The organism is Paraconexibacter antarcticus, assembly GCF_024220175.1.
GTDB lineage: Bacteria > Actinomycetota > Thermoleophilia > Solirubrobacterales > Solirubrobacteraceae > Paraconexibacter > Paraconexibacter antarcticus.
Genome location: NZ_CP098502.1, coordinates 2,947,686 through 2,971,159, shown reverse-complemented (window position 1 = coordinate 2,971,159; position 23,474 = coordinate 2,947,686). Strand labels below are relative to the sequence as shown.

The 23,474-nt window shown below is 74.0% G+C and carries 23 protein-coding genes and 1 pseudogene; 7 read left to right on the top strand and 17 right to left on the bottom strand.

From position 1 onward, the window contains the following. Window positions 1–24: 24 nt before the first annotated feature. The 3 genes from pyrG to NBH00_RS14540 all read right to left on the bottom strand — a co-directional run bounded on the left by pyrG (window position 25) and on the right by NBH00_RS14540 (window position 3,721). The gene (pyrG, locus tag NBH00_RS14550; protein WP_254569317.1) at window positions 25–1,704 is read right to left on the bottom strand and encodes a CTP synthase; all 1,680 of its coding nucleotides are present in this window, start codon (window positions 1,702–1,704) and stop codon (window positions 25–27) included. Beyond that, window positions 1,701–2,606 (bottom strand): hypothetical protein, encoded by a 906-nt coding sequence (locus tag NBH00_RS14545; protein WP_254569316.1) that lies wholly within the window; start codon window positions 2,604–2,606, stop codon window positions 1,701–1,703. Before NBH00_RS14545 ends, pyrG begins: the two co-directional genes overlap by 4 nt. A gap of 242 nt (window positions 2,607–2,848) precedes the next feature. Beyond that, a complete protein-coding gene (locus tag NBH00_RS14540) occupies window positions 2,849–3,721 on the bottom strand; it encodes a DUF5718 family protein (RefSeq protein ID WP_254569315.1) in 873 nt (290 codons plus the stop codon). 58 nt (window positions 3,722–3,779) lie between these two features. Here NBH00_RS14540 and msrB point away from each other — a divergent pair, with 58 nt between their 5' ends. The 3 genes and pseudogenes from msrB (at window position 3,780) to NBH00_RS14530 (ending at window position 5,009) form a co-directional block, all read left to right on the top strand. Next, entirely contained in the window at window positions 3,780–4,190 is a 411-nt protein-coding gene (gene msrB, locus NBH00_RS14535; RefSeq protein ID WP_254569314.1) for a peptide-methionine (R)-S-oxide reductase MsrB, read from the top strand. After that, a pseudogene (locus NBH00_RS25530) lies at window positions 4,187–4,381 on the top strand (NmrA family NAD(P)-binding protein); the annotation flags it as partial. The gene msrB and the pseudogene NBH00_RS25530, both read left to right, overlap by 4 nt. Then, on the top strand, window positions 4,287–5,009 hold the full coding sequence (locus tag NBH00_RS14530; protein ID WP_254569313.1) for an NmrA family NAD(P)-binding protein: 723 nt from the start codon (window positions 4,287–4,289) through the stop codon (window positions 5,007–5,009). The pseudogene NBH00_RS25530 and the gene NBH00_RS14530, both read left to right, overlap by 95 nt. Here NBH00_RS14530 and NBH00_RS14525 read toward each other — a convergent pair. From NBH00_RS14525 to NBH00_RS14505, 5 genes are all read right to left on the bottom strand, one after another. After that, a complete protein-coding gene (locus NBH00_RS14525) occupies window positions 4,993–5,880 on the bottom strand; it encodes a copper transporter (RefSeq protein WP_254569312.1) in 888 nt (295 codons plus the stop codon). The two genes, NBH00_RS14530 and NBH00_RS14525, sit on opposite strands and share 17 nt — an antisense overlap. 43 nt (window positions 5,881–5,923) lie before the next feature. Continuing rightward, entirely contained in the window at window positions 5,924–7,063 is a 1,140-nt protein-coding gene (gene steA, locus NBH00_RS14520; protein WP_254569311.1) for a putative cytokinetic ring protein SteA, read from the bottom strand. A gap of 37 nt (window positions 7,064–7,100) precedes the next feature. Then, a complete protein-coding gene (gene recN, locus NBH00_RS14515) occupies window positions 7,101–8,762 on the bottom strand; it encodes a DNA repair protein RecN (RefSeq protein WP_254569310.1) in 1,662 nt (553 codons plus the stop codon). 81 nt (window positions 8,763–8,843) lie between these two features. After that, a complete protein-coding gene (locus tag NBH00_RS14510) occupies window positions 8,844–9,728 on the bottom strand; it encodes an NAD(+)/NADH kinase (RefSeq protein ID WP_254569309.1) in 885 nt (294 codons plus the stop codon). Continuing rightward, a complete protein-coding gene (locus NBH00_RS14505) occupies window positions 9,728–10,522 on the bottom strand; it encodes a TlyA family RNA methyltransferase (protein WP_254569308.1) in 795 nt (264 codons plus the stop codon). The genes NBH00_RS14510 and NBH00_RS14505 overlap by 1 nt, the downstream gene beginning before the upstream one ends. A gap of 84 nt (window positions 10,523–10,606) precedes the next feature. On the opposite strand from NBH00_RS14505, the gene NBH00_RS14500 reads away from it, so the two are divergent. Next, window positions 10,607–10,966, top strand: coding sequence for a hypothetical protein (locus NBH00_RS14500; RefSeq protein ID WP_254569307.1), 360 nt, complete (start codon window positions 10,607–10,609; stop codon window positions 10,964–10,966). Between the two features lie 177 nt (window positions 10,967–11,143). On the opposite strand, the gene NBH00_RS14495 is transcribed toward NBH00_RS14500, so the two are convergent. The 6 genes from NBH00_RS14495 to efp form a co-directional block, all read right to left on the bottom strand. Then, window positions 11,144–11,977 carry an alpha/beta hydrolase gene (locus NBH00_RS14495; protein ID WP_254569306.1) on the bottom strand — a complete coding sequence of 278 codons (834 nt, stop codon included), beginning with the start codon at window positions 11,975–11,977 and terminating at the stop codon, window positions 11,144–11,146. 74 nt (window positions 11,978–12,051) lie between these two features. Next, complete coding sequence (gene dxs, locus NBH00_RS14490; protein ID WP_254569305.1) at window positions 12,052–14,037, bottom strand: 1-deoxy-D-xylulose-5-phosphate synthase; 1,986 nt, start codon at window positions 14,035–14,037, stop codon at window positions 12,052–12,054. A 36-nt stretch (window positions 14,038–14,073) separates the two neighbouring features. Beyond that, a complete protein-coding gene (locus NBH00_RS14485; RefSeq protein ID WP_254569304.1) occupies window positions 14,074–14,985 on the bottom strand; it encodes a polyprenyl synthetase family protein in 912 nt (303 codons plus the stop codon). Continuing rightward, on the bottom strand, window positions 14,982–15,218 hold the full coding sequence (locus tag NBH00_RS14480; protein ID WP_254569303.1) for a hypothetical protein: 237 nt from the start codon (window positions 15,216–15,218) through the stop codon (window positions 14,982–14,984). Before NBH00_RS14480 ends, NBH00_RS14485 begins: the two co-directional genes overlap by 4 nt. Continuing rightward, entirely contained in the window at window positions 15,215–15,691 is a 477-nt protein-coding gene (locus NBH00_RS14475; RefSeq protein ID WP_254569302.1) for a transcription antitermination protein NusB, read from the bottom strand. The genes NBH00_RS14480 and NBH00_RS14475 overlap by 4 nt, the downstream gene beginning before the upstream one ends. A gap of 10 nt (window positions 15,692–15,701) precedes the next feature. Continuing rightward, window positions 15,702–16,262, bottom strand: a complete 561-nt coding sequence (gene efp / locus NBH00_RS14470; protein ID WP_254569301.1) for an elongation factor P — start codon at window positions 16,260–16,262, stop codon at window positions 15,702–15,704. A gap of 278 nt (window positions 16,263–16,540) precedes the next feature. Between efp and NBH00_RS14465 the strand changes: the two genes are divergently transcribed. Then, a complete protein-coding gene (locus NBH00_RS14465; RefSeq protein ID WP_254569300.1) occupies window positions 16,541–17,161 on the top strand; it encodes a PilZ domain-containing protein in 621 nt (206 codons plus the stop codon). Between the two features lie 15 nt (window positions 17,162–17,176). On the opposite strand, the gene NBH00_RS14460 is transcribed toward NBH00_RS14465, so the two are convergent. Then, window positions 17,177–17,938 carry a hypothetical protein gene (locus NBH00_RS14460; protein ID WP_254569299.1) on the bottom strand — a complete coding sequence of 254 codons (762 nt, stop codon included), beginning with the start codon at window positions 17,936–17,938 and terminating at the stop codon, window positions 17,177–17,179. Between the two features lie 114 nt (window positions 17,939–18,052). On the opposite strand from NBH00_RS14460, the gene NBH00_RS14455 reads away from it, so the two are divergent. Both NBH00_RS14455 and NBH00_RS14450 read left to right on the top strand, forming a co-directional pair. After that, complete coding sequence (locus NBH00_RS14455) at window positions 18,053–20,590, top strand: Coagulation factor 5/8 type domain-containing protein (protein WP_254569298.1); 2,538 nt, start codon at window positions 18,053–18,055, stop codon at window positions 20,588–20,590. Between the two features lie 61 nt (window positions 20,591–20,651). After that, window positions 20,652–22,037: a glycosyltransferase 87 family protein gene (locus NBH00_RS14450; protein ID WP_254569297.1), complete on the top strand. Its 1,386-nt coding sequence runs from the start codon at window positions 20,652–20,654 to the stop codon at window positions 22,035–22,037. Here the strand turns inward: NBH00_RS14450 and NBH00_RS14445 are convergent. After that, a complete protein-coding gene (locus NBH00_RS14445; protein ID WP_254569296.1) occupies window positions 21,929–23,017 on the bottom strand; it encodes a M24 family metallopeptidase in 1,089 nt (362 codons plus the stop codon). The two genes, NBH00_RS14450 and NBH00_RS14445, sit on opposite strands and share 109 nt — an antisense overlap. Next, entirely contained in the window at window positions 23,014–23,466 is a 453-nt protein-coding gene (locus NBH00_RS14440) for a type II 3-dehydroquinate dehydratase (protein WP_254569295.1), read from the bottom strand. Before NBH00_RS14440 ends, NBH00_RS14445 begins: the two co-directional genes overlap by 4 nt. Window positions 23,467–23,474 lie beyond the last annotated feature (8 nt).

The following is a 23,474-nucleotide window of genomic DNA, read 5'->3' as shown; positions in this document are numbered from 1 at the left end:
CTGCCCCGGCCCGCCCGCCGCCGCTCAGGAGGCGGCGCGGGAGGCGCGGATCTCGCCGTCGCCGACGCCCTCCGGCGAGCGCTCGCGGGCCCGCACGAGGGCGGCGGCCACGAACTCGCGGAAGAGCGGCGCGGGGCGCTCCGGGCGGGACTTGAACTCCGGGTGGAACTGCGCGGCGACGAAGAACGGGTGGTCGCGCAGCTCGATGATCTCGACGAGCCGCTCGTCCGGCGAGGTTCCGGAGACGACGAGGCCGGCGGCCTCCAGGCGCTTGCGCAGGGAGATCGAGACCTCGTAGCGGTGCCGGTGGCGCTCGTAGATGACGGCCTCGCCGTAGATCTCGCGGGCGCGGGTGTCCGCGTGGAGCTTCACCGGGTCGGCGCCGAGGCGCATCGTGCCGCCGAGATCCGAGACCTCCTTCTGCTCGGGCAGGAGGTCGATGACCGGCCACTCCGTCTCGATGTCGAACTCGGTCGAGTTCGCGCCCGGCATGCCGGCGACGTGGCGGGCGAACTCGCAGACGGCGATCTGCATGCCGAGGCACACGCCGAGGTACGGGATCTCCTGCTCACGGGCGACCTTCGCCGCGCGGATCTTGCCCTCGATGCCACGGCCGCCGAAGCCGCCGGGGATGAGGATGCCGTCGGCACCGCCGAGCCGCTCCAGGGCGGTGGCGTCGTCGACGAGGAGCTCGGAGTCGACCCAGTCGATCTCGACCTTGCCGCGGTCCAGCCAGCCGGAGTGGCGCAGCGCCTCGGCGACGGAGAGGTAGGCGTCCTCGAGCTGGACGTACTTGCCGACGAGCGCGATGCGGACGGGCTCGACGGCGGCGCGGGCGCGCTCGCACAGCTCGGCCCAGCTGCGGGTGTCGGCCGGCTCGGCCTCCAGGCCGAGCTCCTCGAGGATGAAGTCGTCGAGGCCCTGCTCGGCGTACCAGAGCGGCACGTCGTAGATGTTGTCGACGTCCTTGGCGGAGATGACCGCCTCGGGCGGGAGCGAGGCGAACAGCGCGATCTTCTTGCGGATGTCCATGCCGAGCTCGCTCTCGGAGCGGCAGAGGAGCATGTCCGGCTGGATGCCGATGCGGCGCAGCTCGTTGACCGAGTGCTGCGTGGGCTTCGTCTTCAGCTCGCCGGCGTGCCCGATGTACGGCACGAGCGTCAGGTGCACGAAGAGGCAGTTGCGGCGGCCGACGTCGACCGGGAACTGGCGGATCGCCTCGAGGAACGGCAGCGACTCGATGTCGCCGACGGTGCCGCCGATCTCGGTGATGACGACGTCGACGTCGCTCGTCTCCGCGATGAGCTTGATGCGGTTCTTGATCTCGTCCGTGATGTGCGGGACGACCTGCACGGTGCCGCCGAGGTAGTCGCCGCGGCGCTCGCGGCGGATGACGGAGTTGTAGATCCCGCCCGCGGTGACGTTCGACGCGCGCGAGGTGTTCGAGTCCGTGTACCGCTCGTAGTGGCCGAGGTCGAGGTCGGTCTCCGCGCCGTCCTCGGTCACGAAGACCTCGCCGTGCTGGTACGGCGACATCGTGCCGGGGTCGACATTGATGTACGGATCGAACTTCTGGAGGCCCACCGAAAGCCCGCGGGAGACGAGCAGCCGCCCGATCGAAGCGGCCGCGATGCCCTTCCCGAGGGACGAGACGACCCCGCCGGTGACGAAGATGTAGCGGGTCTTGGGTCGTACGTCGGTCACGCTGAAGCGTCCTTCCGGGGGTTATGGATCCTGCCGATCGAGTCTAGATGGCAGAATCCGGGAGTGCGTTCCACGAAGGCGGAAATAGAGCGAAATTCCCCGTAGGCGGTGATGCCGAGGAGGGCGGCGGCGCAGAGGGCGAGGCCCAGGGTGCTCGAGATCGTCGTGACGAGCATGAGGCCGGCGACGGCCCCGAGCAGGTTCGCGCCGGTGTCCCCGAGGATTCCGCGCTCACGCAGATCGTAGACGGCGACGACGGCGACGGCCCCGAGGTAGGTGCCGAAGCCGTCGACGATCTCGCTGCCCTGCGCGATGACGCAGCCGATCGTCACGAGGGCGAGGCCCTTGACGGCGCGGCCGGGCCGCAGGTCGACGATGTTGAAGAGGTTCGTCGCGAGGACGAGGACGAGCACGGTGAGGAGGTACGGGAGGACGTCGGGGCCGAGGTGGGGCGTCTGGTCGCCGTACCCGCGGAGCACGTAGGACGTCCCGGCGGCCGATTCGCCGACCCCGGCGGCGACGTACGCCGCGAGCCCCAGGGTGCCGACCGCCTTCACGAGCCCGGTCGGGAACTCCCCGCGGCGGACGGCCGCGCCGTGCCCCCGCCAGCCGCGCGACGCGCCGCTGTAGCCGTCGTCGAAGAGGCCGAGCGCCGCGACGCCGAGGACGAAGACCGGGCCGACCGCGAGGAACGGGGCGTCGTGGATCCGCAGGACGTAGAGGGCCTCGAGCCCACCGAGCGCGAGCGCCACGCCGACGACGAGCACGATCCCCAGAGGGCAGGCGAGCTGTGCCCCGCGGTAGTTCTTCACCGTGTGCCCGCCGTCGACGAGGCCCTGCCGGAGCCCCGGCGCGACCGCTCCGGCGGCCACGGCACTGAGGGCGATGGGCAGGACTTGCACCGCGGCACCGTACCCCGGCCCGCGGACGACCCCGACCCCCCGCCCCACCCCAAACCGGCAGGCCGTCCATTTCCCCCCACTCCACTCGGGGGAAATGGACGGCCCCCCGGCCCTATCGCGGGCGCCGTCCATTTCTCCCCACCCTGATCGGGGGAAATGGACGGCCCCCAGCCCTATCGCGGGCGCCGTCCATTTCTCCCCACCCTGATCGGGGGAAATGGACGGGCCCCCCTGCGCGGGGGTCAGTCGTCGCGCAGGTCGTAGACCATGCGGCGGAGGACCGAGGCGGCCTCGAGCTCCTCCTCGCGACGGTCGGCGATCATGCCGGCGACCTGGTTCGGGCGGTGGTGCGTCGAGTCGTAGACGACGACGACCGCCTCGTCGCGGCCCATGAGGTAGGTGCGGGCGCCGAACGGCTCGTAGCGGGTCGCGCCGATGCCGACGAGCGCGCGCTCGGGGTTCCCGGCGGCGCGCAGGAGGGCGCCGACGTCCTCCAGCGGCGTGTCCTCGGCGCCCTTCTGGTGGTTCAGGCGGTCGACGAGCCAGTCGAGCAGCTGCTGCCCGTAGTACGAGTAGCCGGGCAGCGGGCTGTCGGTGCCGTAGCCGCGGGTGACGTTGCCGCGGCGCAGGAAGCTCGCGAGGCGGAAGTCCTTCGTCGGCCCGTCGGGCGAGAGATCGGTGACCTCGAAGGCGAGGGGCGCCACGCCCTTGGAGTCCGCGCCCCAGTTCTTCTTGTGGCTGATCTTCGGGGCGCCCGGCCGCCGGACGGAGCAGTCGTCGAACGCCGCGATGGCCTGGGGCTGCAGCGCCGCGACGGACCCGTCGCCGGCGTAGGCGATCCCGCAGAGGAGCCCGACCTCCGGCTCGATCTGGAGGTTCACCGGGTCGGGCTCGCGCGGCTTGGCGGCGACGTCGAAGGCGAGCGGGAACGTCCCCAGGAACGAGTCGTGGCCCGGGACGTACCAGGGGAAGATGCCCTTCGGCGCCTCGTCGGAGGGTGCCTGGACCGACGCGAAGTCGCCGGCCTCCCCGGCCTGCTCGAGGTGCCCGGCGAAGTTGCCGGCCACCCCGAAGCCGAAGATCCCGCGGAGGTCGTCGAGTTCGAGTTGCTGCATCGCGCCAGAGCTTACGTTCGTTCGCGAATCGCAAGCCCTGCGCCCCTATGGTTGACCCATGGCCGACACGACAGACACGATCCAGAAGACCGACGAGCAGTGGCGCGCGGAGCTGAGCCCCGAGGCGTACGCGATCCTCCGCCAGGGCGCCACCGAGCGGCCCTTCACCGGCGAGTACAACGCGACGAAGACCCCCGGCATGTTCCGCTGCGGCGGCTGCGGCCAGGAGCTCTTCTCCTCCGACACGAAGTTCGACTCCGGCTCCGGCTGGCCGAGCTTCACCGACCCGGTCAACCGGGAGCACGTGACGCTCATCGAGGACCGCTCGCACGGGATGGTCCGCGTCGAGGTCCGCTGCGCCCGCTGCGACGGCCACCTCGGCCACGTCTTCGACGACGGCCCGCGCGACGAGGGCGGCGCCCGCTACTGCATCAACAGCGCGGCGCTGCAGCTCGACCCCGAGGCGTGAGCGCCCCCCAGGCCCCCGCGCCCGCCGGCCCGGTGCTCGTCACCGGCGCGACGGGCGGGCAGGGCGGCGCGGTGGTCACCGCGCTGCTCGCGGCCGGTGCCCCGGTGCGGGCGCTCGTCCGCGACCCGGCGGGCGACCGCGCGCAGGCCCTCGCCGCCCGCGGCGTCGAGCTCGTCCGGGGCGACCTGCTCGACGAGGCGTCCCTCCGCGCCGCGCTCGCGGGCGCCCGCGCCGCCTTCGGGCTCACGACGCCCTTCGGCGGGGAGCCGGGCGGCCACGGCCGCCCGGCTCCCGCACCTCGTCCTCGCCTCGGTCGCCGGCGCGCGCGGGCGGACCGGCATCCCCCCCTTCGAGGCGAAGGCCGCGGTCGAGGACCTCCTCACCGCCTCGGGCCTCCCCCACACGATCACCGCGCCGAGCTACTTCTTCGAGAACGTCCGCAGCGCCGTCGCGTCCGGCGCGGACGTCCTGCCGATCCCGCTCAGCGGCGACCGGCCGCTGCAGCAGATCGCCCTCGCCGACCTCGGCCAGGTCATCGCGACCGTCCTGCTCGAGCCGGCGCGGTACGCGGGCGAGCGCATCGAGCTCGCCGGCGACACGATCACGCCGGACGCGATGGCGGCCGTGATCGCCGAGGTCCTCGGCCACCCCGTGCGTCACGTGCGGACGCCGCTCGACGAGGTCCGCAGCCCGGACGTCCGCGCGATGTACGACCACCTCGAGCGCGTCGGCTACGACGTCGACGTCGCGGCCGTGCGGGCCCGCTTCCCGCACGTCCGCTGGCAGACCTTCGGCGAGTGGCTCAGGGCGTCGCGCTGACGGGGTCCGGGAGGAGCGAGTCCGCTCCGTCCCGCCGGCCGTAGGCGCCCTGCTTGCCCTGCAGCGTGAAGACGAGGCTCGCGTGGCCCGCGGTCTCGTCGATGTCGTCGACCGACGAGATCGAGCGGTCCTTGTACCAGCCGATGTGCGACGGGTCGGTGTTCTGCTCCTCCACGCCGACGACGGGGACGCGCGACTTGCGCAGCCCCTCGACGAAGCCCTGGTCCCACTGCTCGCGGGCGTCCTGCGCACCGCCCTTCGGCTCGCCGACGGGCGGTGCGTAGACGACGATGACCGCGTCGAGCCGGCGCACGTCGCCGTTGAACGTGTCGAAGATCGTGTCCTTCTCGGCGCCGAAGAGCTTGCCGGGGTTCACGTACTGCGCGCCCATGCGGAAGCCGAAGGCCCGGACGAGCTTCAGGTCCGGCTCGGGGACGGCGGCGAGGTCGGCGTACCGCGTCCCCGCGGCGGCCTTGCCGGCGTCGGCGAGCTTCGTGCCGGTGCTCGTGCCGGTGGTGGCGACGGAGCGCAGCTCGCCGCCGGTGTCGCGCAGGGCGTCGCGCACGTCGCCGGTGATGTCCTTCGCCGGGTCCCCGAGGAACACGAGGCCGATGGACAGCCCGCTGAGCTGGTTGGCCACGAGCAGCGGGTAGACGTCGCGCTGGAAGCGGTCGGCGTCCGCGAGCTGGGCCTGCGCCTTCTGCTCGCGGCGCTTGGCGGCGTTCACGTCGCGGTGCAGCGACGCCCGCAGCTTGCGGTCCGCCGACGAGACGAGCCCCGAGTCCCCGATGGCCACGCCGAGCAGGAGGCCGACCGCGAGCGCGATGAACACGGCGGTCAGCGAGAGGGCGTGGTAGCGGAAGTCGAACATCGGTGCGGGACGGGAGGCGGACGGGCCTACGTGCTGCGCATCGTCACAGATCCCCGCCCATGAGGATGCGCAGCTTCAGCCAGAGGAGGTCGGCGACGCCCCGCAGCCCCGGGGTCGCGAGGACGATGAGGACGAACGTCAGCAGGCCGACGAAGGCGAGCGCCCCGACCGGCTTGTAGCCCGGACGCGGCTGGTAGAGGCGGCTCACGCCCTTCGCGTCGACGAGGATCTCGCCGATCCGCAGCCGGGTGAGGAAGGTCGACGACATGCCCTTGCGGGCCTTGTCCATGAACTCGACGAGGTTCGACTGCGAGCCGACCGACACGATGAGGTTGGCGCCCTTCTCGGCGGCGATGAGCATCGCGATGTCCTGGCTCGTGCCCGGCGCGGGCACGACCTTGTGGTCGAGCCCGAGCTTGTCGAGGAAGTCGCGGCCCGGCGCCCGGCCGTCCGGGTAGGCGTGGACGACGAGCTCGGCCCCGGAGCGGAGCGTCGACTCCTGCGCGGAGTCCATGTCGCCGACGATCATGTCGGGCTGCCAGCCGGCCTCGATGATCGCGTTCGCCCCCCCATCGACGCCGACGAGCACGGGCTTCGTGTCACGGATGTAGGGGCGCAGGATCTCGAGGTCCTGCTGGTGGTCCACGCCGCGCACGACGACGAGCGCCGGCCGGTCGCGGAAGTCGGTGTCGAACTTCGGGAGCTCGAGCTTGCCGCTCAGCAGCTCCTTCTCCTCGAGCATGTGCTCGAGCGTGTTCTTGGCGAACGCCTCGAGCGCCTCGCCGATGTCGTCGCGCCGCTTCTGCGTCGCGGCGAGCACGGCCTCCGGCTCGAGGACCGTGCCGGTGGCGAGCGTCTGGCCCCGGCGGCGCACCTCCCCGCCGTGCACCTCGATCGCATCCCCGTCGTCGAGCAGCTCGAAGAGCCGGTCGTCGGGCATGTCGACGAGGTGGATGCCCGCCTGCACGAGCAGCAGCGGCCCCATGTTCGGGTAGGACTCGGCGGCGCTGCGGCGGCAGTTCAGGACACCGACGACACCCGCCGCGATGAGGTCCTCCGCGGAGACCCGGTCGAGGTCGCGGTGATCGATGATCGCGACGTCCCCGGGGACGAGCCGCTTGACGAGGTGCTTCGTCTTGCGCCCGGGCCGCGCCGGGCCGCTGATGTCACGAATCTGCGGCAAGAGCGCCGAGTCTAGGCGCCCGGCCGGTGGCGAGCGCTCAGGCCGCCTTCAGCAGCTCCTTCGCGTGACGGCGGGCCGCCACGTCGTCGGACTCGGCGCCGAGCATCCGGACGAGCTCGGGCACGAGATCCTTGGCGCCGAGCGTCCGGACCGTCGTCCGCGCCGGGCTCGTGGACGTGTCCTTCTCGATCGAGAAGTGCCGCGCCGCGAGCGAGGCGATCTGCGGGAGGTGGGTGATGCAGACGACCTGCCGGCCCACCGCGAGGTCGCGAAGCTGCTCGCCGACCGCGCGCGCCGTCTGGCCGCCGATGCCGGCGTCGACCTCGTCGAACACGAGCGTCGCGGAAGAGCCGTCGTTCGCGACGCCCATCAGCGCGAGCATCACCCGCGAGAGCTCACCGCCGGACGCGATGTCGCGCAGCGGGCCCGCCGGCACCCCCGGGTTGGACGCGATGAGGAACTCGACCGTGTCGGCCCCGCCGGCCCCGGGCTCCTTCGGCTGCACGTCGATCTCGAAGACGGCGGCCTCCATGGCGAGCTTCGCCAGACGCTCGCGGACCGCGGCGGCGAGCACCGGCGCGGCCGCGACCCGGGCGGCGCGCAGCTCCTCCGCGGCGGCAGCGCGGCGCTCGACGGTCGCGGCGAGCCGGGCCTGCGCCTCCTCGAGGGCCACCTCGGCGCCCGAGAGCTCCTCCCAGCGCGCCTGGCAGGTGTCCGCGTGCGCGAGCACCGCGGCGATCGACCCGCCGTGCTTGCGCGCGAGGCGGTCGTACGCGGCGAGGCGCTCCTCGACGGCGTCGAGCTCCTCCGGCGAGCTCTCCAGCCCCTCGGCGTAGGCGCGCAGCTCGGTCGCGAGGTCCTGCGCCTCGAAGGCGAGGGCGTTCCAGCGGACGGTGAGCGCGTCGAGGGACGGATCGACGCCCTCGGCCGCCTCGAGGCCGCCACCGCCGAAGGCGAGCAGCCCCGTGACGCCCATGCCCTCCTCGGGCGTGAGCGCCTCCGCCGCGCCCCACGCGCCGGAGCGCAAGGTCTCCACGTGGCGCAGCCGGTCGCGCGTCGCGCGCAGCTCGCCCTCCTCGGCCTCGGTCGGGGCGAGCTCGCGGATCTCGTTCAGCTCGAACTCGAGGAGGTCGAGCTCGCGGTCCCGGGCGCCGGCGGCCTCGCGCAGGCCGTCGAGCGACCCCTCCAGCGCCCGGACCTCGTCGTGGAGCGCCGCGTACCGTGCCTTCGCCTCGCCGTGGCCCGGCCCGCAGGCGCCGTCGAGCAGCTCGAGCTGGGCGGAGGCGAGCGTCAGGCGGCGGTGCTCGTGCTGCCCGTAGAAGGCGATGAGGCCGGCCGCGACGTCGCGCAGGTCGGACACCGAGCAGGAGCGGCCGTTGAGGGACGCGCGGGTGCGGCCGTCCTCTCGCACGCGGCGGGCGAGGACGAGCTCGTCGGCGTCCGGGGCGAGCTGATCGGCGGCGACGAGCGCCTCGCGGAGCCCGTCCGGCAGCTCGAAGACGCCCTCGACGTAGGCCTCGGCGGCCCCGGGGCGGACGATGCCGCTCTTCGCGCGGCCCCCGAGCAGCAGGTCCAGCGCGTGGGCGAGCACGGTCTTGCCCGCGCCGGTCTCGCCCGTGAGGACGTTCAGGCCCGGGGTCAGGTCCAGCGAGGCTCGCTCGATGAGCAGGAGGTTCTCGACATGCAGCTGCGACAGCACCGCTCCGTTGTACCGGCCGTGACGGATGGACCGGGCCGCGTCGTGCGCGTTCCGGCGCACTTCCGGCACGAATCGCGCGGCTTACGACGCGAGGCGCCCGAACTTCTCGCGGATGCGCCGGTAGAACGAGGATCCGGGCACCTGGGCGAGGTCCGCGGCCTCGCGCACGAAGCGGGCGGCGATGTGCTCCCCGGGGCCGAGCTCGGCGACCGGCCGGCCGTCGACCGAGACGTCGACGGTGTCGCGCCCGCGGTTGTGGATGACGAGCTCGTCGTCCGGGGCGACGACGAGGGCGCGCGCCGTCAGCGAGTGCGGCGCGATGAACGAGACGACGTACCCCTCCACGCCCCAGGCCAGGACCGGCCCGCCGTTGGCGAGGTTGTAGCCCGTCGAGCCGGCCGGGGTGGAGATGACGAGCCCGTCGCAGCGGACGCTCCCGACCTCCTCGCCGTCGACGCCGTAGGCCAGCCGCGCGACGCGCTCGCCGACCTTGCGGTGGATCGACACGTCGTTGATCGCCGCCTGGACGCCGCCCGGCAGCTCGAGGGCGATCGCGGGGAGCGTCAGAACCTCGAAATCGCCCGAGAACGCGCGCGTGAAGCCGTCGAGGACCTCGTCCGGGTCGATCGTCGCGAGGAACCCGACCTCGCCGAAGTTCACCGCGAAGACCGGCACGCTCGTCCCGGCGTAGCGGCGCAGGGCGCGCAGGATGGTGCCGTCGCCGCCGAGGACGACGCACAGCTCGACGTCGTCGCTGAGGGGCGCGTCGGGGGTCAGCACCGCGTCGGCGACGAGGTGGTGCTTCGCGGTCTCCTCGACGTCGAAGCGGAGCGTGACGCCCGCGGCCTCGGCCGCCGCGCGGAGCGTCCCGAGCGCCGCCTCGGTCTGCCCGGGGCGCTGATGGGTGAGGACGGAAACCGTCCGCGCGGGGGCCCGGGAGTGCGGCGGGGTGCGGTGTTGGGACATCAGATGCCGTCCACCGCGGCAAGCGCGGCCGGGACGTCGTCCCACGCCCCCGCGCGTCCCGCCTCGGCGAGCCACAGGAAGGTCTCGTGGTTGCCCTTGGGCCCCGGCAGGCCCGACGGCGCGGCCCCGCAGACGGCGGCGCCGGCGGCGATGGCGCTCGCCGCAACGGACGCGACGGCCTCGCGGCGGAGCTCCGGGTCACGGACGACGCCGCCCTTGCCGACCCGGTCCCGTCCGACCTCGAACTGCGGCTTGACCATGACGAGCGCGTCGTACTCGGGCGCGGCGCAGGCGAGCACCGCCGGCAGGACCTTGGCCAGCGAGATGAAGGAGACGTCGGCGACCACGAGATCCGGAGCGTACGGGAGCATCGCGGGCTCCACGGCACGGGCGTTGCAGCGTTCCATCACCGTCACGCGATCGTCGGAGCGCAGCTTCCAGCTCAGCTCGCCGTAGGCGACGTCGAGCGCGATGACGTGGACGGCGCCCTCCTGGAGCAGATGATCGGTGAAGCCACCGGTCGAGGCGCCGACGTCGAGGGCACGACGGCCGGTCACCGGCACGCCCAGCGCGTCGAGGGCGTTCGCGAGCTTCGTCCCCCCGCGGGAGACGTGACGCGGCGCGGCGTCGACGGAGACGACGGCGTCCTCGGCGACCATCTGGCCGGGCTTCTGCGCCCGCTCGCCGCCGGTCCCCAGCCGGACCTCGCCCGCCATGACCGACGCGGCCGCGCGCGTCCGCGACTCGAAGAGCCCGCGCTGGGCCAGCAGGGTGTCCAGGCGGACCTTGGGCATCGCGGCGTGACCATAGCGGCCGCCTGCCCCGTGTGATGGACGTCACACCTCATTGCGCGCGCAACCACCACACTCCATAGCCCGATGACCGCGCTCCGCCTCATCCCCTTTCCCGTCCACGCCGCCCTCCGTCTCATCACCGGGCTGCTGACGATGGTCGTCCCGTTCCTCGCGGGCTTCGAGGCGCCCGCCACCGTCATGGCGATCGTCCTCGGCGCCGTCACCGTCGGCGTCGCGCTCGTCGAGCAGCCCGACGAGCGTGGCCTCCTCCCGGTCCCGGTCTCCGCGCTTCACGCCGCGGACTGGGCGACCGTCCTCGCCGTCACCTTCACCGCGGCGCTCGTCGCCGGCGACGGTGACCGCCAGGCCGGCCTCGTGCTCGCCGCGATCGGGCTCCTGCAGCTCGCCGGCAACCTCACGACGCGCTACAGCCTGCGCGCCTAGCCGGACCCGAACTTCCCTCAGTGCTCCATATGACGTACCCCGAATAGCAGTACCTCTCCTCCCCCGAAACGGCCCGCCTTCCCCGGCGGGCCGTTTCATTTGCGCGACCCGCCCGGCCCGGCCCGGCGCACCGCCCACGGCGCCGCGGCCCCGCGGCCCCGCGGCCCCCGGTCCGCGTCAGCGCCCGAGCGCCGCCGCGGCGTACTGACCCATCGCCGCGAGCGTCTCGCCGGCGGCGTCCACCGCGCCCGCCCAGCGCAGGAAGCCGTGCGGGTGCCCGTCGACGTCGCGGACGACGACGGGGATCCCGGCGGCCCGCAGGCGCTCGGCGTAGCGCGTCCCGTCGTCGCGCAGGACGTCGTGCGACGCCACGACGACGAGCGCCGGCGGCAGGCCGTCCTGGTCCTCGGCGAGGCCGGGCGACAGATCAGGGTCGGCCGGGTCGTGGCCCGCCGCGTAGTCGGCCCAGCAGTCGCGCATGACCTGCGCCGTCAGCATGGGGCTGCCGTCCAGGCGCGTGTAGGAGTCGGCCGACAGCGTCGCGTCGAGCGCCGGGTAGGCGAGCACCTGCGCGCGCAGCGCCGGCCCGCGCCGATGCCGGGCGGCGACGGCGGCGAGCTGGCCCCCGGCGCTGTCGCCGCAGAGGACGACGCGGCCCGGGTCCCACCCGTACGCGGCGGCGCCCGCCGACGTCGCCCAGTCGACCGCGCCGAGGACGTCGTCGCGGGCCGCCGGGAAGGGGTGCTCGGGCGCGAGGCGGTACCCCACGCTCGCGACGTGGTGACCGGAGGCGGCGCAGAGCGCCCGGCCGATCCGGTCGAAGTCATCCAGGTCGCCGAGCCGCCAGCCGCCGCCGTGGACGTAGACGATGATGCCGGCGGAGCCGTCCGCCTCGGGGTCGGGCCGGTAGACGCGCACGTCCGCCTCCCCGACGCGCTCGTCGATCGCCTCCCTGACGTGGGCCGGTACCCCGCCGAGGCGCTCCGCGATCGCCTTGTAGGCGCCCCGCATCGCGACGAGCTCGGTCGGCTCGGCCTCCCCCGGGTCCTCCTCGAGGAGGGCCAGGATCTGCGGGTGCAGCGGGCCTACGAGGAGAGCTCGGCGGCGAGGACGTCGGACAGGTCCACGCGGAGGACCTCGGCGACGCGGCGCGCGACGGCCCGGCCGGTGAACCCGACCTCCTCGTGCAGCAACGCGGGCTTGCCGTGCGTGACGTACCGGTCCGGCATCCCGACGCGCAGCAGCCGTGCCGTGGCGGGGCCGCCGGAGGCGCCGTCGAGGCCGGCCTCGTTGAGCGCCTCCCACACGGCGGAGCCGAAGCCGCCCTGCAGCACGCCCTCCTCGAGGGTCACGACGAGCTCGTGGTCGGCGCTGAGGCGGGCCATGAGGTCCACGTCGATCGGCTTCGCGAAGCGGGCATCGGCGACGGTCGCGACGATCCCGGCGCCGGCGAGCAGCGCCGCGGCCTCCAGGGCCTTATGGACGCCGGAGCCGTAGCCGACGAGCGCGACGCGGCCGTCGCCCTCGGCGAGCACCTCGCCCTGCCCGATCTCCACCGGCGTGATCGCGTCCGGCGTCAGCAGCGGGGAGCCGGGACCTTCACCGCGCGGGTACCGCAGCGCGAACGGGGCCTCGTCCTGCAGCAGCGCCGTGCGGAGCATCCGCTGGAGCATCGGCTCGTCGCGCGGGGCCGCGCAGACGATGTGCGGCAGCGACCGCAGGTAGGCGATGTCGAAGACGCCGTGGTGCGTCGGGCCGTCGTCGCCGACGAGGCCGGCGCGGTCCATCGCGAACACGACGTTGAGCTTCTGCAGGCAGACGTCGTGGACGATCTGGTCGTACGCGCGCTGCAGGAACGTCGAGTAGATCGCGGCGACCGGCTTGCGGCCCTCGAGCGCGAGGCCGGCGGCGAAGAGGATCCCCTGCTGCTCGGCGATGCCGACGTCGAAGTAGTGCTCGGGCTCGGCCTTCTGGAGGATGTTCAGCCCGGTGCCGGAGTTCATCGCGGCGGTGATGCCCGCGACGCGACGGTCGCGGCGGACCTCGGCGACGAGCGCGTCCCCGAAGACCTTCGTGTACTGCGGGGCTGCGGGCGCGGCGCCGGCGGGCGCCGGGACGGCCTTGACGGGGACGCCGCCCGAGATCGACTTCGGCTTGGCGGCGTGCCAGGTCTCCTGACCCTCCAGCCCGCCGTCCTCGGCGGGCGCGAAGCCCTTGCCCTTGACCGTCGCGACGTGGACGACGACGGGACGCTCGGCCTTGAAGGCCTGGCGCAGCGCGGCGCGGAGCGCGTGGACGTCGTGGCCGTCGACGACGCCCATGTACGCCCAGTCGAGCTCCTCCCACCACAGGCCGGGGGCCCAGAAGGACTTGATCGACTCCTTCAGCTGCGGACCGAGCCGCTCGACCGCCTTGCCGATCCGCGGCAGCTCGACGAGGCGGTGCTCGACGGTGTCGCGGGCGTGCCAGAGCTTCGGGTTCAGCCGGACGCGGTTGAAGTAGCCGCTGAGCGCCCCCACGTTCGGGGAGATCGACATCCCGTTGTCGTTGAGGATGACGACGATCGGCGTGCCCATCCCGCCGGCCTGGGAGATCGCCTCGAAGGCGACGCCGCCGGTCATCGAGCCGTCGCCGATGACCGCCACGACCTGGCCCTCGTCGATGTCGCCCTTCAGCCGCATCCCCTCCTTGAGGCCGACGGCGTAGCCGATCGACGTCGAGGCATGGCCCGCGCCCATGATGTCGTGCTCGGACTCGGTGATCGCGCAGAACGGCGCGAGGCCCTCGTACTTGCGGATCGTCGCGAGCTGGTCGCGGCGGCCGGTGAGGACCTTGTGCGGGTACGCCTGGTGCCCGACGTCCCAGAGGATCTTGTCCCGCGGCGAGTCGAGCAGCGAGTGCAGCGCGACGGCGATCTCGCACGTGCCGAGGTTCGCGCCAAAGTGGCCGCCGATCTCGCCGACCGTGTCGATGATGTGCTCGCGGACCTCCTGGGAGACCTGGACGAGCTCCTCGTCGGTGAGGCCGTGGAGGTCCTGGGGGCGGTCGATGCGGTCGAGGATGCGTGTCATGAGGTGCTCGTCGGGCGGGAGGTCGTGGTCATCGTCCTAGGACGTCCGCGTGAAGATGAAGTCGGTGATCTGCTCGAGCTCGGCGAGGTGGGCGGCGCGCTCGGGGCCGGTGGCGGCGAGGGCCGCGTGCGCCCGGCCGTGGCACTCGGCGGCGAGCCGCTGGGCCCCCTCCAGACCGTACTCGCTGACGTAGGTCCGCTTGCCCTGCCGCTCGTCGCTGCCCTGGGGCTTGCCCATGGCGTCCGCGGTCGACGTGACGTCGAGGATGTCGTCGACGATCTGGAAGAGGATGCCGAGTTCGTCCGCGAAGCTGCGGAAGGCGGTGATGGAAGGGCCGGTCATGCCGTCGAGGAGTAATACGCAGGCGATCGACGCCCCGATCAGGCGACCCGTCTTCAGGGCGTGCACGGTCCGCAGCCCACCCGCGTCGTCGGGCGCGACGCCCGCGACGTCGAGATACTGCCCGCCGACCATGCCGTCGACGCCGGTCGCGGCCGTCAGCTCGCGCGCGGCGGCGAGGATCCCGGCGGGCGGGCCGGCCTGCGCGGTGAGCAGGAGGCGCAGCGCCTCGGCGTAGAGCGCGTCGCCCGCGAGGATCGCGACGTCCTCCCCGAACTTCACGTGGCAGGTCGGGCGGCCGCGGCGCAGGTCGTCGTCGTCCATCGCCGGCAGGTCGTCGTGGATGAGCGAGTACGTGTGGATGAGCTCGATCGCCGCGGCGAGCGGGAGCACCGTCTCCGGGTCGCCGCCGATCGCCTGCTGGGTCGCGAGGGCGAGGACGGGCCGGATCCGCTTGCCGCCCGCGAGCAGGCTGTAGCGCATCGCCTCCTCGAGCCCGGCCGTCTCGGGCGCGACCGACGGGAAGCGGAGCTCGGCGAGGTAGGCGTCGACCCGCTCGCGGAGCGCCTCGGGGTACACGCCCGTCACCGCACGGCCGGCGGTGCTCACAGCAGCTGGTCCTGGCCGGGGAGCGGCTCGGAGGCGGCGACGCGGGCGAGCCGCTCGAGCTCCGCGCTCGCGTTGGAGGCGACCTGCGCGCAGTCGTCGACGAGCTTCGCGGCGGCCTCCGGCTCGAGGTCGCCGGCGCGCAGGCGGGCGGCGACGTCCTCCAGATGTGCGACGAGGCGCTCGAGGGCGGCCGTGTCGCGCTGATCGGCGGGCGGCAGCGGGGCGTCGCTCACGGCGCCTCCGGGCCGCGCGACGGAGCCGCGGGCGAGTTCGCGCCGAGGACATCCGGGCCTCCGGGCGCGGATGTCCCCTGCCCCCGACCGCGGAGCACCGCGGCGAGGATGCCGTTGACGAAGCCGGGCGCCTCGCTGCCGCAGAACTCCTTGGCGGTCTCGACGGCCTCGTCGATCGCGCCCTCGGCGGGGATCGGCGCGTCGGCCGGGGCCGCGTCGGGGTGCAGCATCTCGAGCAGCGCGACGCGCATGATCGCCTTCTCGAGCGGGGCGATGCGGTCGAGCGTCCAGCCCTTGGCGTAGCGCTCGATGAGCGCGTCGAGATCCTCGGCGTAGTCCTGGGTGGCGTAGGCCAGGGCGCGGGTGAACGTCGACGCGGACGGCTCGAAGAGGTCGTCGAGCTCGCGCTTCGTGAGGTCGTGCTGGTAGAGCGCGAAGACGGCGGCGCGGCGCTGGTCGCTGCGGCGGGGCAAGAGGTGGTGCTCAGACCCTCGACATGTACTGGCCGGTCTCCGTCTGGACCTTCACGCGGTCCCCGACGTTGACGAACAGCGGCACCTGGATCTCCGCACCGGTCTCGAGGGTGGCGGGCTTGTTGCCACCCCCCGAGGCGGTGTCGCCGCGGACCCCGGGCTCGGTGTGGGTGATCTCGAGCTCGACCGAAGAGGCGAGCTGGATGTCGGCGGGCTCCCCGTCGATGAACAGCAGGTCGACGGTCTCGTTCGGCTTCGTCCACCGGAGCTTGTCGGCGAGCGCGGTCTCGGGGATCGCGGTCTGCTCGAACGTCTCGGCGTCCATGAAGTGCGCGTCGGTGCCGTCGCCGTAGAGGAAGGTCATCTTGCGGGCCTCGGTGCGGACCGAGCGGAACTTCTCCCCCGCGCGGAAGGTCTTGTCGATGACGTTGCCGTCCTTCGTGCGCCGCAGCTTCGTCCGCACGAAGGCCGGGCCCTTGCCGGGCTTGACGTGCTGGAACTCGACGACCTTGAAGATCGTCCCGTCAACCTCGATGTGGTTGCCGTTCTTGAGCTGGTTCGTGCTGATCATGGCTGCGAGGGAGTCTAGAGCGCCGGTCGCCGCCGGGCCGCCCGGCGCGCCGCGCGCCGGCCCCCCGGGCGGTCCCGGCGTGGGCGTTGGCCCACACCTGCCGCAGGCGCCCCCGCGGACGGCGTACGCGGCGGTGCCGCCCCCGGTGGTCGCGAACATCGTCGTACGGGCGCCGACGGCGCCCGACGGCGCATCGGACGTCCGCGGTGTTTCGCGCGCCGGCCAAGGTGGACGACCGCCGCTGCAGGTCTCCGCCGGGCGGCCGATGACCCGGAGCAGTGCGGCGGCTTCGCGACTACCAGGCGGTGAACCTCTACCTGCTCGGCCCGGCCGGGCAGCGCACGCGGCGCATCGCCGCGACGGTCGGCGTCGTCGAGCGCGGCGTCGCCCTGCTCACCCCGGACGACCCCGGCGTGCTCGATCGCGTCCGCCTGCCGACCCGCAGCACCCTCTCCTTCGCGCACGGTGACCACGCGGTCCTGCTCGACGGCGTGCTCGTCCGCGACAGCGCGCGGTGGCTCACGTTCCTCGCCGACGCCCACGGCCACGTGCCGAGCCGGCGCTTCGCCCCCCGGCTCCCGCTCGAGCTCCCCGTCCAGGTCGTCGGGGCCGTCGGCGGCGCCGTCGCCACCACCACGGTCGACGTCTCGGCCACGGGCGCGCTGCTCGCCGCACGGACGCTCGGCGGACCCGGCGACACGCTCCAGCTGCGCCTCGACCTTCCCGGGGACCACCCGTCCGTCATCGCGACGGCCGTCGTCGTCCGGATCACCCCGCGCGGCACCGCCGTGCGCTTCGCGCCGCTCGACGCCGAGAGCACGGCGCTCCTGCGCGACCTCGTGCGGGACGTCCGCCACGCGGTGACGCAGCGCTTCGCCGCGCGGCGCCTCGCGCGCTGACGGCGGGGGTCCGCCTCAGCCGCGCGGCGTGGCGCCGACCGCGGCGAGCAGCGCGTCCCAAGCCGACCCGCGTGCGGCGGCGGCCTCAGGCCCCGCCCCGGCCCCGCGCACCCCGACGCCGGGCGGGACCGGCGCGACGAGCCCGCCGCCGGTGACGTCCGCCTCCGGCGCGGCGACCGGGACGACGAGCGGCGGGCCGCCGGCCGCCGGCAGCGCCGCGAGCAGCACGCCGGCCCGCGCCAGCACGTCGGCGGCGGACCCGTCCTTCGGCCGCGCGGGCGGGGCGACGGCGACGTTCAACACCCCACGCGAGGCGAGCAGGGCGCCGGCGAGCGCGGCGACGGCGACGGCGTCCGGCCCAGAGGTCGCGTCGAGCACGACCGCCGGCCACGGCCCCTCGCCGGCCGGCCGGTTCAGCGTCGCGACGAGCCCGTCCTTCCAGCGGCGCACCTTCACGCCGTCGGCGAGCAGCCGCCGCGTGAGGGTGCGTGAGACGGCACGGCCGTCGGGCAGCTCGACGCGCAGCTCGACCTCGACCGGTCGCAGCGACACGAGCGCGGCGAGGTGCCCGGTGCTCGCCTTCGCGGGCACCCAGGCGCCCGCCAGTGCCTCGGGTGAGGCGGCGACGGCGCGCCAGACCCGGCTGTCGTCGTCGCGGAGCTTCGCCCGCCAGACCGCGTCGGGCTGCGGCCCCGCGCCCCGGAGGCGCGCGCCCGCGAAACCCTCGTCGAGCAGGGCGACCGGGGTGGCGGAGAGCTGCAGGGCGCTGTCGGTCACGGTCCGAGCCTGCCACGTCGGGCCGGTGGCGCGTCGTCCCGCCCGGCCCGTTGCGGGCGTCGACGGATGAACGGCCTTGTTCCTGGACGTGCGTCCCACATAGGCTCGCGCGCCATGTCCGGCCCTTCCCCCGTCCGCCGTCGCTCCCTCCACCGGACGCTCGCCGCGCTGGCGCTCGCCGTGCTGACCGCCGGCGTCGCCGCCGCGCCGGCACCCGCGGCCGCCGCGGCGCTGCCCCCGGGCGCCCGCTACGCCCTCGTCCACGGCTGCTACGCCCTGCAGGCCGCCGACGGCCGGTACGTCGCGAAGGCCGCAGGCAACGGGTACGCGGCGACCGCGACCACCGTCGCCGCCGCCGAGCCGCTGCGGATGCAGGCCACGCGCCTGGGCTCGTACCTGCTCTACGGCAGGGCCGGCGACTTCCTCTCCACGACCGCGAACGCCGTCGTCACGGCCGCGGACGGCGGGCCCGACGGGGACTTCGTCGTCGACACGACGCCCGACCGCGCCGCCTTCACGCTCGTGACCCAGGCCGGCCGGGCCCTCACGACCGACGCGGCCGGGCGCCTCGTCCTGACGGCCGCCGGGTCGGCCGGGCGCTTCACGTTCGCCCCGGCCGACGGCTGCGCGACCTTCCCGGAGGCGGAGCTCGACGCCACCGGCAAGCCCGGCACCGGCAAGACGCCGTACTCGGAGACGCGCGGCCTCATCGACGCGCACATGCACATGATGGCCTACGAGTTCCTCGGCGGGGACATCCACTGCGGCAAGCCGTGGGACCCCTACGGCGTCACCCACGCCCTCCCCACCTGCAGCCGGAACAACCTCGTCAACCAGCAGGGCGAGATCGTCGTCGACAACTTCCTCGCCGGTGAGACGAACCCGGCCCAGCCGCAGGATCCCGTCGGCTGGCCGACCTTCCGCGACTGGCCCGCGCACGAGTCCCTGACCCACGAGCAGAGCTACTACCGCTGGCTCGAGCGCGCGTGGATGGGCGGCCTGCGGGTCTTCGTGAACCTCTTCGTCGAGAACCACGCGCTCTGCTCGCTGTACCCCGTTAAGCACAACAGCTGCAACGAGATGACGAGCGTCCGGCTGCAGGCCAAGCGGCTGCGCCAGCTCGAGGACTACATCGACGCGCAGGAGGGCGGCCCCGGCAAGGGCTGGTTCCGCATCGTGAAGGACCCGTTCCAGGCGCGCCGCGTCATCAACGCGGGCAAGCTCGCGGTCGTCCCGGGGATCGAGGTGTCCAACCTCTTCGACTGCGGCCTGAAGGACGGCTCGCCGACCTGCGACAAGGCCCAGGTCGACGCCGGGCTCGCGGAGGCCTACGACAAGCTCGGCGTCCGCGACATGGAGCTCATCAACAAGTTCAACAACGGGTTCGGCGGGGTCGCGGGCGACAGCGGGACGACCGGCGTCATCGTCAACGCCGGCAACAAGCTCGAGACCGGCCAGTTCTGGGACCTCGAGACGTGCACGGGCGAGCCCGAGGAGGCCGACCGCACCCAGTACACCCTCCCGGGCACGTCGCGCGACCAGCTGCTCGGCTCGGCGCTCGCGATCCTCGCGCCGAACAGCGCGCTGCCGCTCTACCCGCCGGCCCCGCACTGCAACAAGCTCGGCCTCAGCACCCTCGGCGACCACCTCGTCCGCGGCATGATGAAGCGGGGCATGATCGTCGACCCCGACCACCTCGACGTCATCGCCCGCAAGGCGCTGCTGTCGCTCACCGAGTCGCAGGGCTACTCGGGGGTCATCTCGAGCCACAGCTGGTCCACGGCCGACGCCTACCCGCGGATCTACGCGTCCGGCGGCATCGTCACCCCCTATGCCGGCAACACGCAGAGCTTCTGCAAGGCCTACCGACAGATCGCGCCGAAGCGCGACCCGCGGTACCTCTTCGGCTTCGGGTGGGGCGCGGACATGAACGGGTTCGGCGGACAGGGCGGCCCGCGGAACGGCCCCGACCCGGTGACCTACCCGTTCAAGTCCTTCGACGGGCGCGTGACGTTCACGCGTGAGAGGACCGGGGAGCGGACGTTCGACATCAACACCGACGGCGTCGCCCACTACGGCCTGTACCCGGACTGGGTCGAGGACCTCAGGCACGTCTGCGGGCAGCGGATCGTCGACGACATGGCGAAGGGCCCGGAGGCGTACCTGCAGATGTGGGAGCGCGCGGACGGGATCGCGCCGGAGTACCGCGAGCGCCGTGAGGCCCGCCTGCGGTTCGGCCGCGCCGGGCTCGGCCTGACGAAGCTCGCCGTCGCCCCCGAGGAGCTCCTGCGCGGCGGCGGCCAGCCCGCCTCGCGCAAGGGCCGCGTCTGGAGCTACCGCGTCAAGGGTCGTGGCAACGCGAAGGCCCGCGTGCGGGCCGTCTTCACGCCGGGCGAGCGCGTCGGGCTCGTCATCTCGGACGCGTCGCGCCACCGCGTCGCGGGCGTCGGCCGCGGAAGCGCGGCGTCACGGCTGGCCGGCACGGCGACGCGCTTCGGGAGCACGATGCTCATCCGCCGCGCCGGCGCGGGCCGCAGCTACCTCTTCGGCGTGCGCGGTGGCCGGGTGCGCTGGGCGGCCGTCGCGACGGCGGCGGTGACGCGGGATCCGGCGACGGCGCGGCGCTACGTCGCGCTCGCCGGGCTGCGCTAGCCGGGCGCCCGGGATCGGCACGGGGCTACAGGCGAGCCGCGGTTGCGCCGATGCATTCCTCGTGATCCCCCTCACACCCGCCCGTCGCGACGCCGCCCACCCCCGCAGGGGCGGCGTCGCGATGGCGGCACTCCTCGGGGCGGCCGTCCTCGCGCTGATGGCCGCGTCGACGCTGCTCACGGTCGCGTTCACCGACTACGAGGCCGAGGCGCTGCCCGCCGTCTCGCAGCTCACCGCAGGCCATCTCGGCGCGTTCCTCGGCACCCTCCCGGCCTACGGCGGGTCGCTCGTCCTCCGGGCGCCGTTCGCCCTCGCCGCCCACGCGGCGGGCGGCGGCGAGCTCGCCGTCTACCGCGTCCTCGCCCTCCCCTGCCTCGCGGCGGCGCTGCTGCTCGGCGTCCACCTCTTCGCCCGTCTGGCCCCCCGCGACGGGCGGACGGCGCTCGCCCCGTGGCTCGCGCTCGCGGTCGTCGTCGCGAACCCGCTCATTCTCCCGGCCCTCGACACCGGGCACCCCGAGGAGCTGCTCGGCGCCGTGCTGTGCGCCGCCGGCGTCATGGCCGCGTTCGCCGACCGGCCCGTCGCGGCGGGCGTGCTGCTCGGTCTCGCCGGGGCCAACAAGGCCTGGGCGGTCCTCGCCGTCCTTCCCGCCCTCGTCGCGCTCCGCCACGGACGGGTGACGTTCGTCCTCGTGGCGGGTGCCCTCTGCGGCGCCGTCCTGGCGCCGGCGCTCCTGCACGGGACGGCGGCGACCGGGAGCGCGCGGACGTTCGCCGCGCAGGGCTCGCAGATCTTCCAGCCGTGGCAGTGGTCGTGGTTCCTCGGCCACCACGGCGGCGTCGTGCACGGGCTGTACGGCGCGAAGGTCGGCTACCGGACGGGGCCCGGCTGGGTCTTCGCCCTCGGCCACCTCCCGGTGCTCGCCGCACCCCTCGCCGCCGGGGCGCTCGCCGCCGCGAGGCGGATCCGCCGCGATGACACGCTCCTGCTGCTCGCGTTGTGCTTCTTCCTGCGCTGCGTCGTCGATCCGTGGGACACCGCGTACTACCACCTGCCGCTCGTCATGGCGCTCGCCGCGCACGAGGTCGTCGCCCGCCGTCGCGCCCCCGCCGCGACGCTCGCGATGAGCGTCGCGATCTACGCCTCGACGGTCCTCGCCCGCGACCACGTGAGCGCGGACGGCCAGGCCGCCCTGTACCTGCTGTGGTCGCTCCCGTCCGGCGCCGCCCTCGTCGCCGCCGTCTTCGCGCCGGCCCGCTGGGCCGCCTTCAGCGGGCAGCTCGGGGCCCGCGCCGCCGCGGTGCTGCCGTCGCTCGCGGGCGCGCTGGCGCCGGCGGCTCAGCCGACGACCGTGAGCTCCTTGCTCAGCCCGTTGAGCACCTCGTGCCCGCCCTCGGTGACGGCGACGAGGTCCTCGATGCGCACGCCGACGGCGCCCGGGACGTAGATCCCCGGCTCGACGGTCACGACGTGGCCGGGCTCGAGCTCCACCGTGCCGAGCTTCGAGAGCCGCGGCCCCTCGTGGACCTCCATCCCGACGCCGTGACCGAGCCCGTGGCCGAAGTGCTCGGCGTGGCCGGCGCCGTCGATGATGGCCCGGGCGACGGCGTCGACCTCCTGGCCCGTGGGACCCGGGCGGACGGCGGCCAGCGCCTCCTCCTGGGCCTGCAGGACGATGTTGTAGATCTCCTCGGCACGCGGGTCGAGGTCGCCCGTGGCGTACGTGCGGGTGCAGTCCGAGGCGTAGCCGTCGAGCTGCGCGCCCCAGTCGATGACGACGAGCGTGCCGGCGGGGATCGCGACGTCGCGCGGCTCGGCGTGCGGCAGGGCGCCGTGGGCGCCCGCGGCGATGATCGGCGGGAAGGACACGGCCTCGGCGCCCATCCTCCGCATCGTGAACTCGAGTTCGAGGCCGACCTCGCGCTCGGTCCGTCCCACGAGCCCGCGCCCGAGGACCTCCTGCAGCGCCGTGTCGGCGAGCGCGGCGGCCGCCCGCAGGCGCACGAGCTCCGCCTCGTCCTTGATGGCGCGCAGGCCCTCGACGAGGCCGCCCGCCGGGACGAGCTCGATCCCGTCCCCCAGCAGCTCGGCGAGGCGCGCGTGCTCCTTCACGGTGACCGACGCGTCGTCGAAGCCGACGCGGGTGACCGTCTCGCCGATGAGCTGCGGCACGGCGCCCGCGAGGTCGGGGACGATGTGGCGGTCCCAGCCCTCGTCGAGCTGCTCGGCGGACTGGGTCAGGTAGCGGAAGTCCGTGAGGAAGACGCGCAGGCCGCCCGCGCCGATGACGGCCAGGCCGCTGGACCCGGTGAAGCCGGTGAGCCAGCGGAGGTTGACGGAACCGGTGACGAGGAGGGCGTCGGCGCCCGCCTCGCCGAGGAGGTCCGCCACGCGCTGCGCCCGGCTCATGTCGGTCTTGGTGCTCACGAGGCGTCCTCCAGGATGGTTTTGCAGCGGCTGAGGGCCTCACGGTAGCCGTCGGGCCCGAGCCCCTTCACGGTCGCGACGCAGATGTCGCGGATGACCGACACCTTGCGGAAGTCCTCGCGCGCGTCGACGTCGGAGAGGTGGACCTCGACCGCGGGGAGCCCGGTGAGCTCCAGCGCGTCGCGGATCGCCCACGCGTAGTGCGTCCAGGCCCCGGGGTTGATGACGATCGCGTCGGCGATCCCCTCGAGCTGGTGCAGGTGCTCGACGAGCGCGCCCTCGTGGTTCGTCTGGAAGAACGTCACCTGCAGGTCGAGCTCGGTCGCGAATCCCTCGATCGCGTACTCCAGCTCGTCGAAGGTCAGCGTCCCGTAGTGCTCGGGATCACGCCGCCCGAGCTGGTCGAGATTGACCCCGTGGATGACCTGGATGCGGTTGCGTGGGCTCACCCCACGAC

Excerpts from the sequence above, each read along its gene's own strand:
- NBH00_RS14540 (WP_254569315.1), bottom strand. The coding sequence starts at position 3,721 with ATGCAGCAACTCGAACTCGACGACCTCCGCGGGATCTTCGGCTTCGGG.
- msrB (WP_254569314.1), top strand. The coding sequence starts at position 3,780 with ATGGCCGACACGACAGACACGATCCAGAAGACCGACGAGCAGTGGCGC.
- NBH00_RS14525 (WP_254569312.1), bottom strand. The coding sequence starts at position 5,880 with ATGTTCGACTTCCGCTACCACGCCCTCTCGCTGACCGCCGTGTTCATC.
- NBH00_RS14510 (WP_254569309.1), bottom strand. The coding sequence starts at position 9,728 with ATGTCCCAACACCGCACCCCGCCGCACTCCCGGGCCCCCGCGCGGACG.
- NBH00_RS14505 (WP_254569308.1), bottom strand. The coding sequence starts at position 10,522 with ATGCCCAAGGTCCGCCTGGACACCCTGCTGGCCCAGCGCGGGCTCTTC.
- NBH00_RS14500 (WP_254569307.1), top strand. The coding sequence starts at position 10,607 with ATGACCGCGCTCCGCCTCATCCCCTTTCCCGTCCACGCCGCCCTCCGT.
- NBH00_RS14495 (WP_254569306.1), bottom strand. The coding sequence starts at position 11,977 with ATGCGGGGCGCCTACAAGGCGATCGCGGAGCGCCTCGGCGGGGTACCG.
- dxs (WP_254569305.1), bottom strand. The coding sequence starts at position 14,037 with ATGACACGCATCCTCGACCGCATCGACCGCCCCCAGGACCTCCACGGC.
- efp (WP_254569301.1), bottom strand. The coding sequence starts at position 16,262 with ATGATCAGCACGAACCAGCTCAAGAACGGCAACCACATCGAGGTTGAC.
- NBH00_RS14455 (WP_254569298.1), top strand. The coding sequence starts at position 18,053 with ATGTCCGGCCCTTCCCCCGTCCGCCGTCGCTCCCTCCACCGGACGCTC.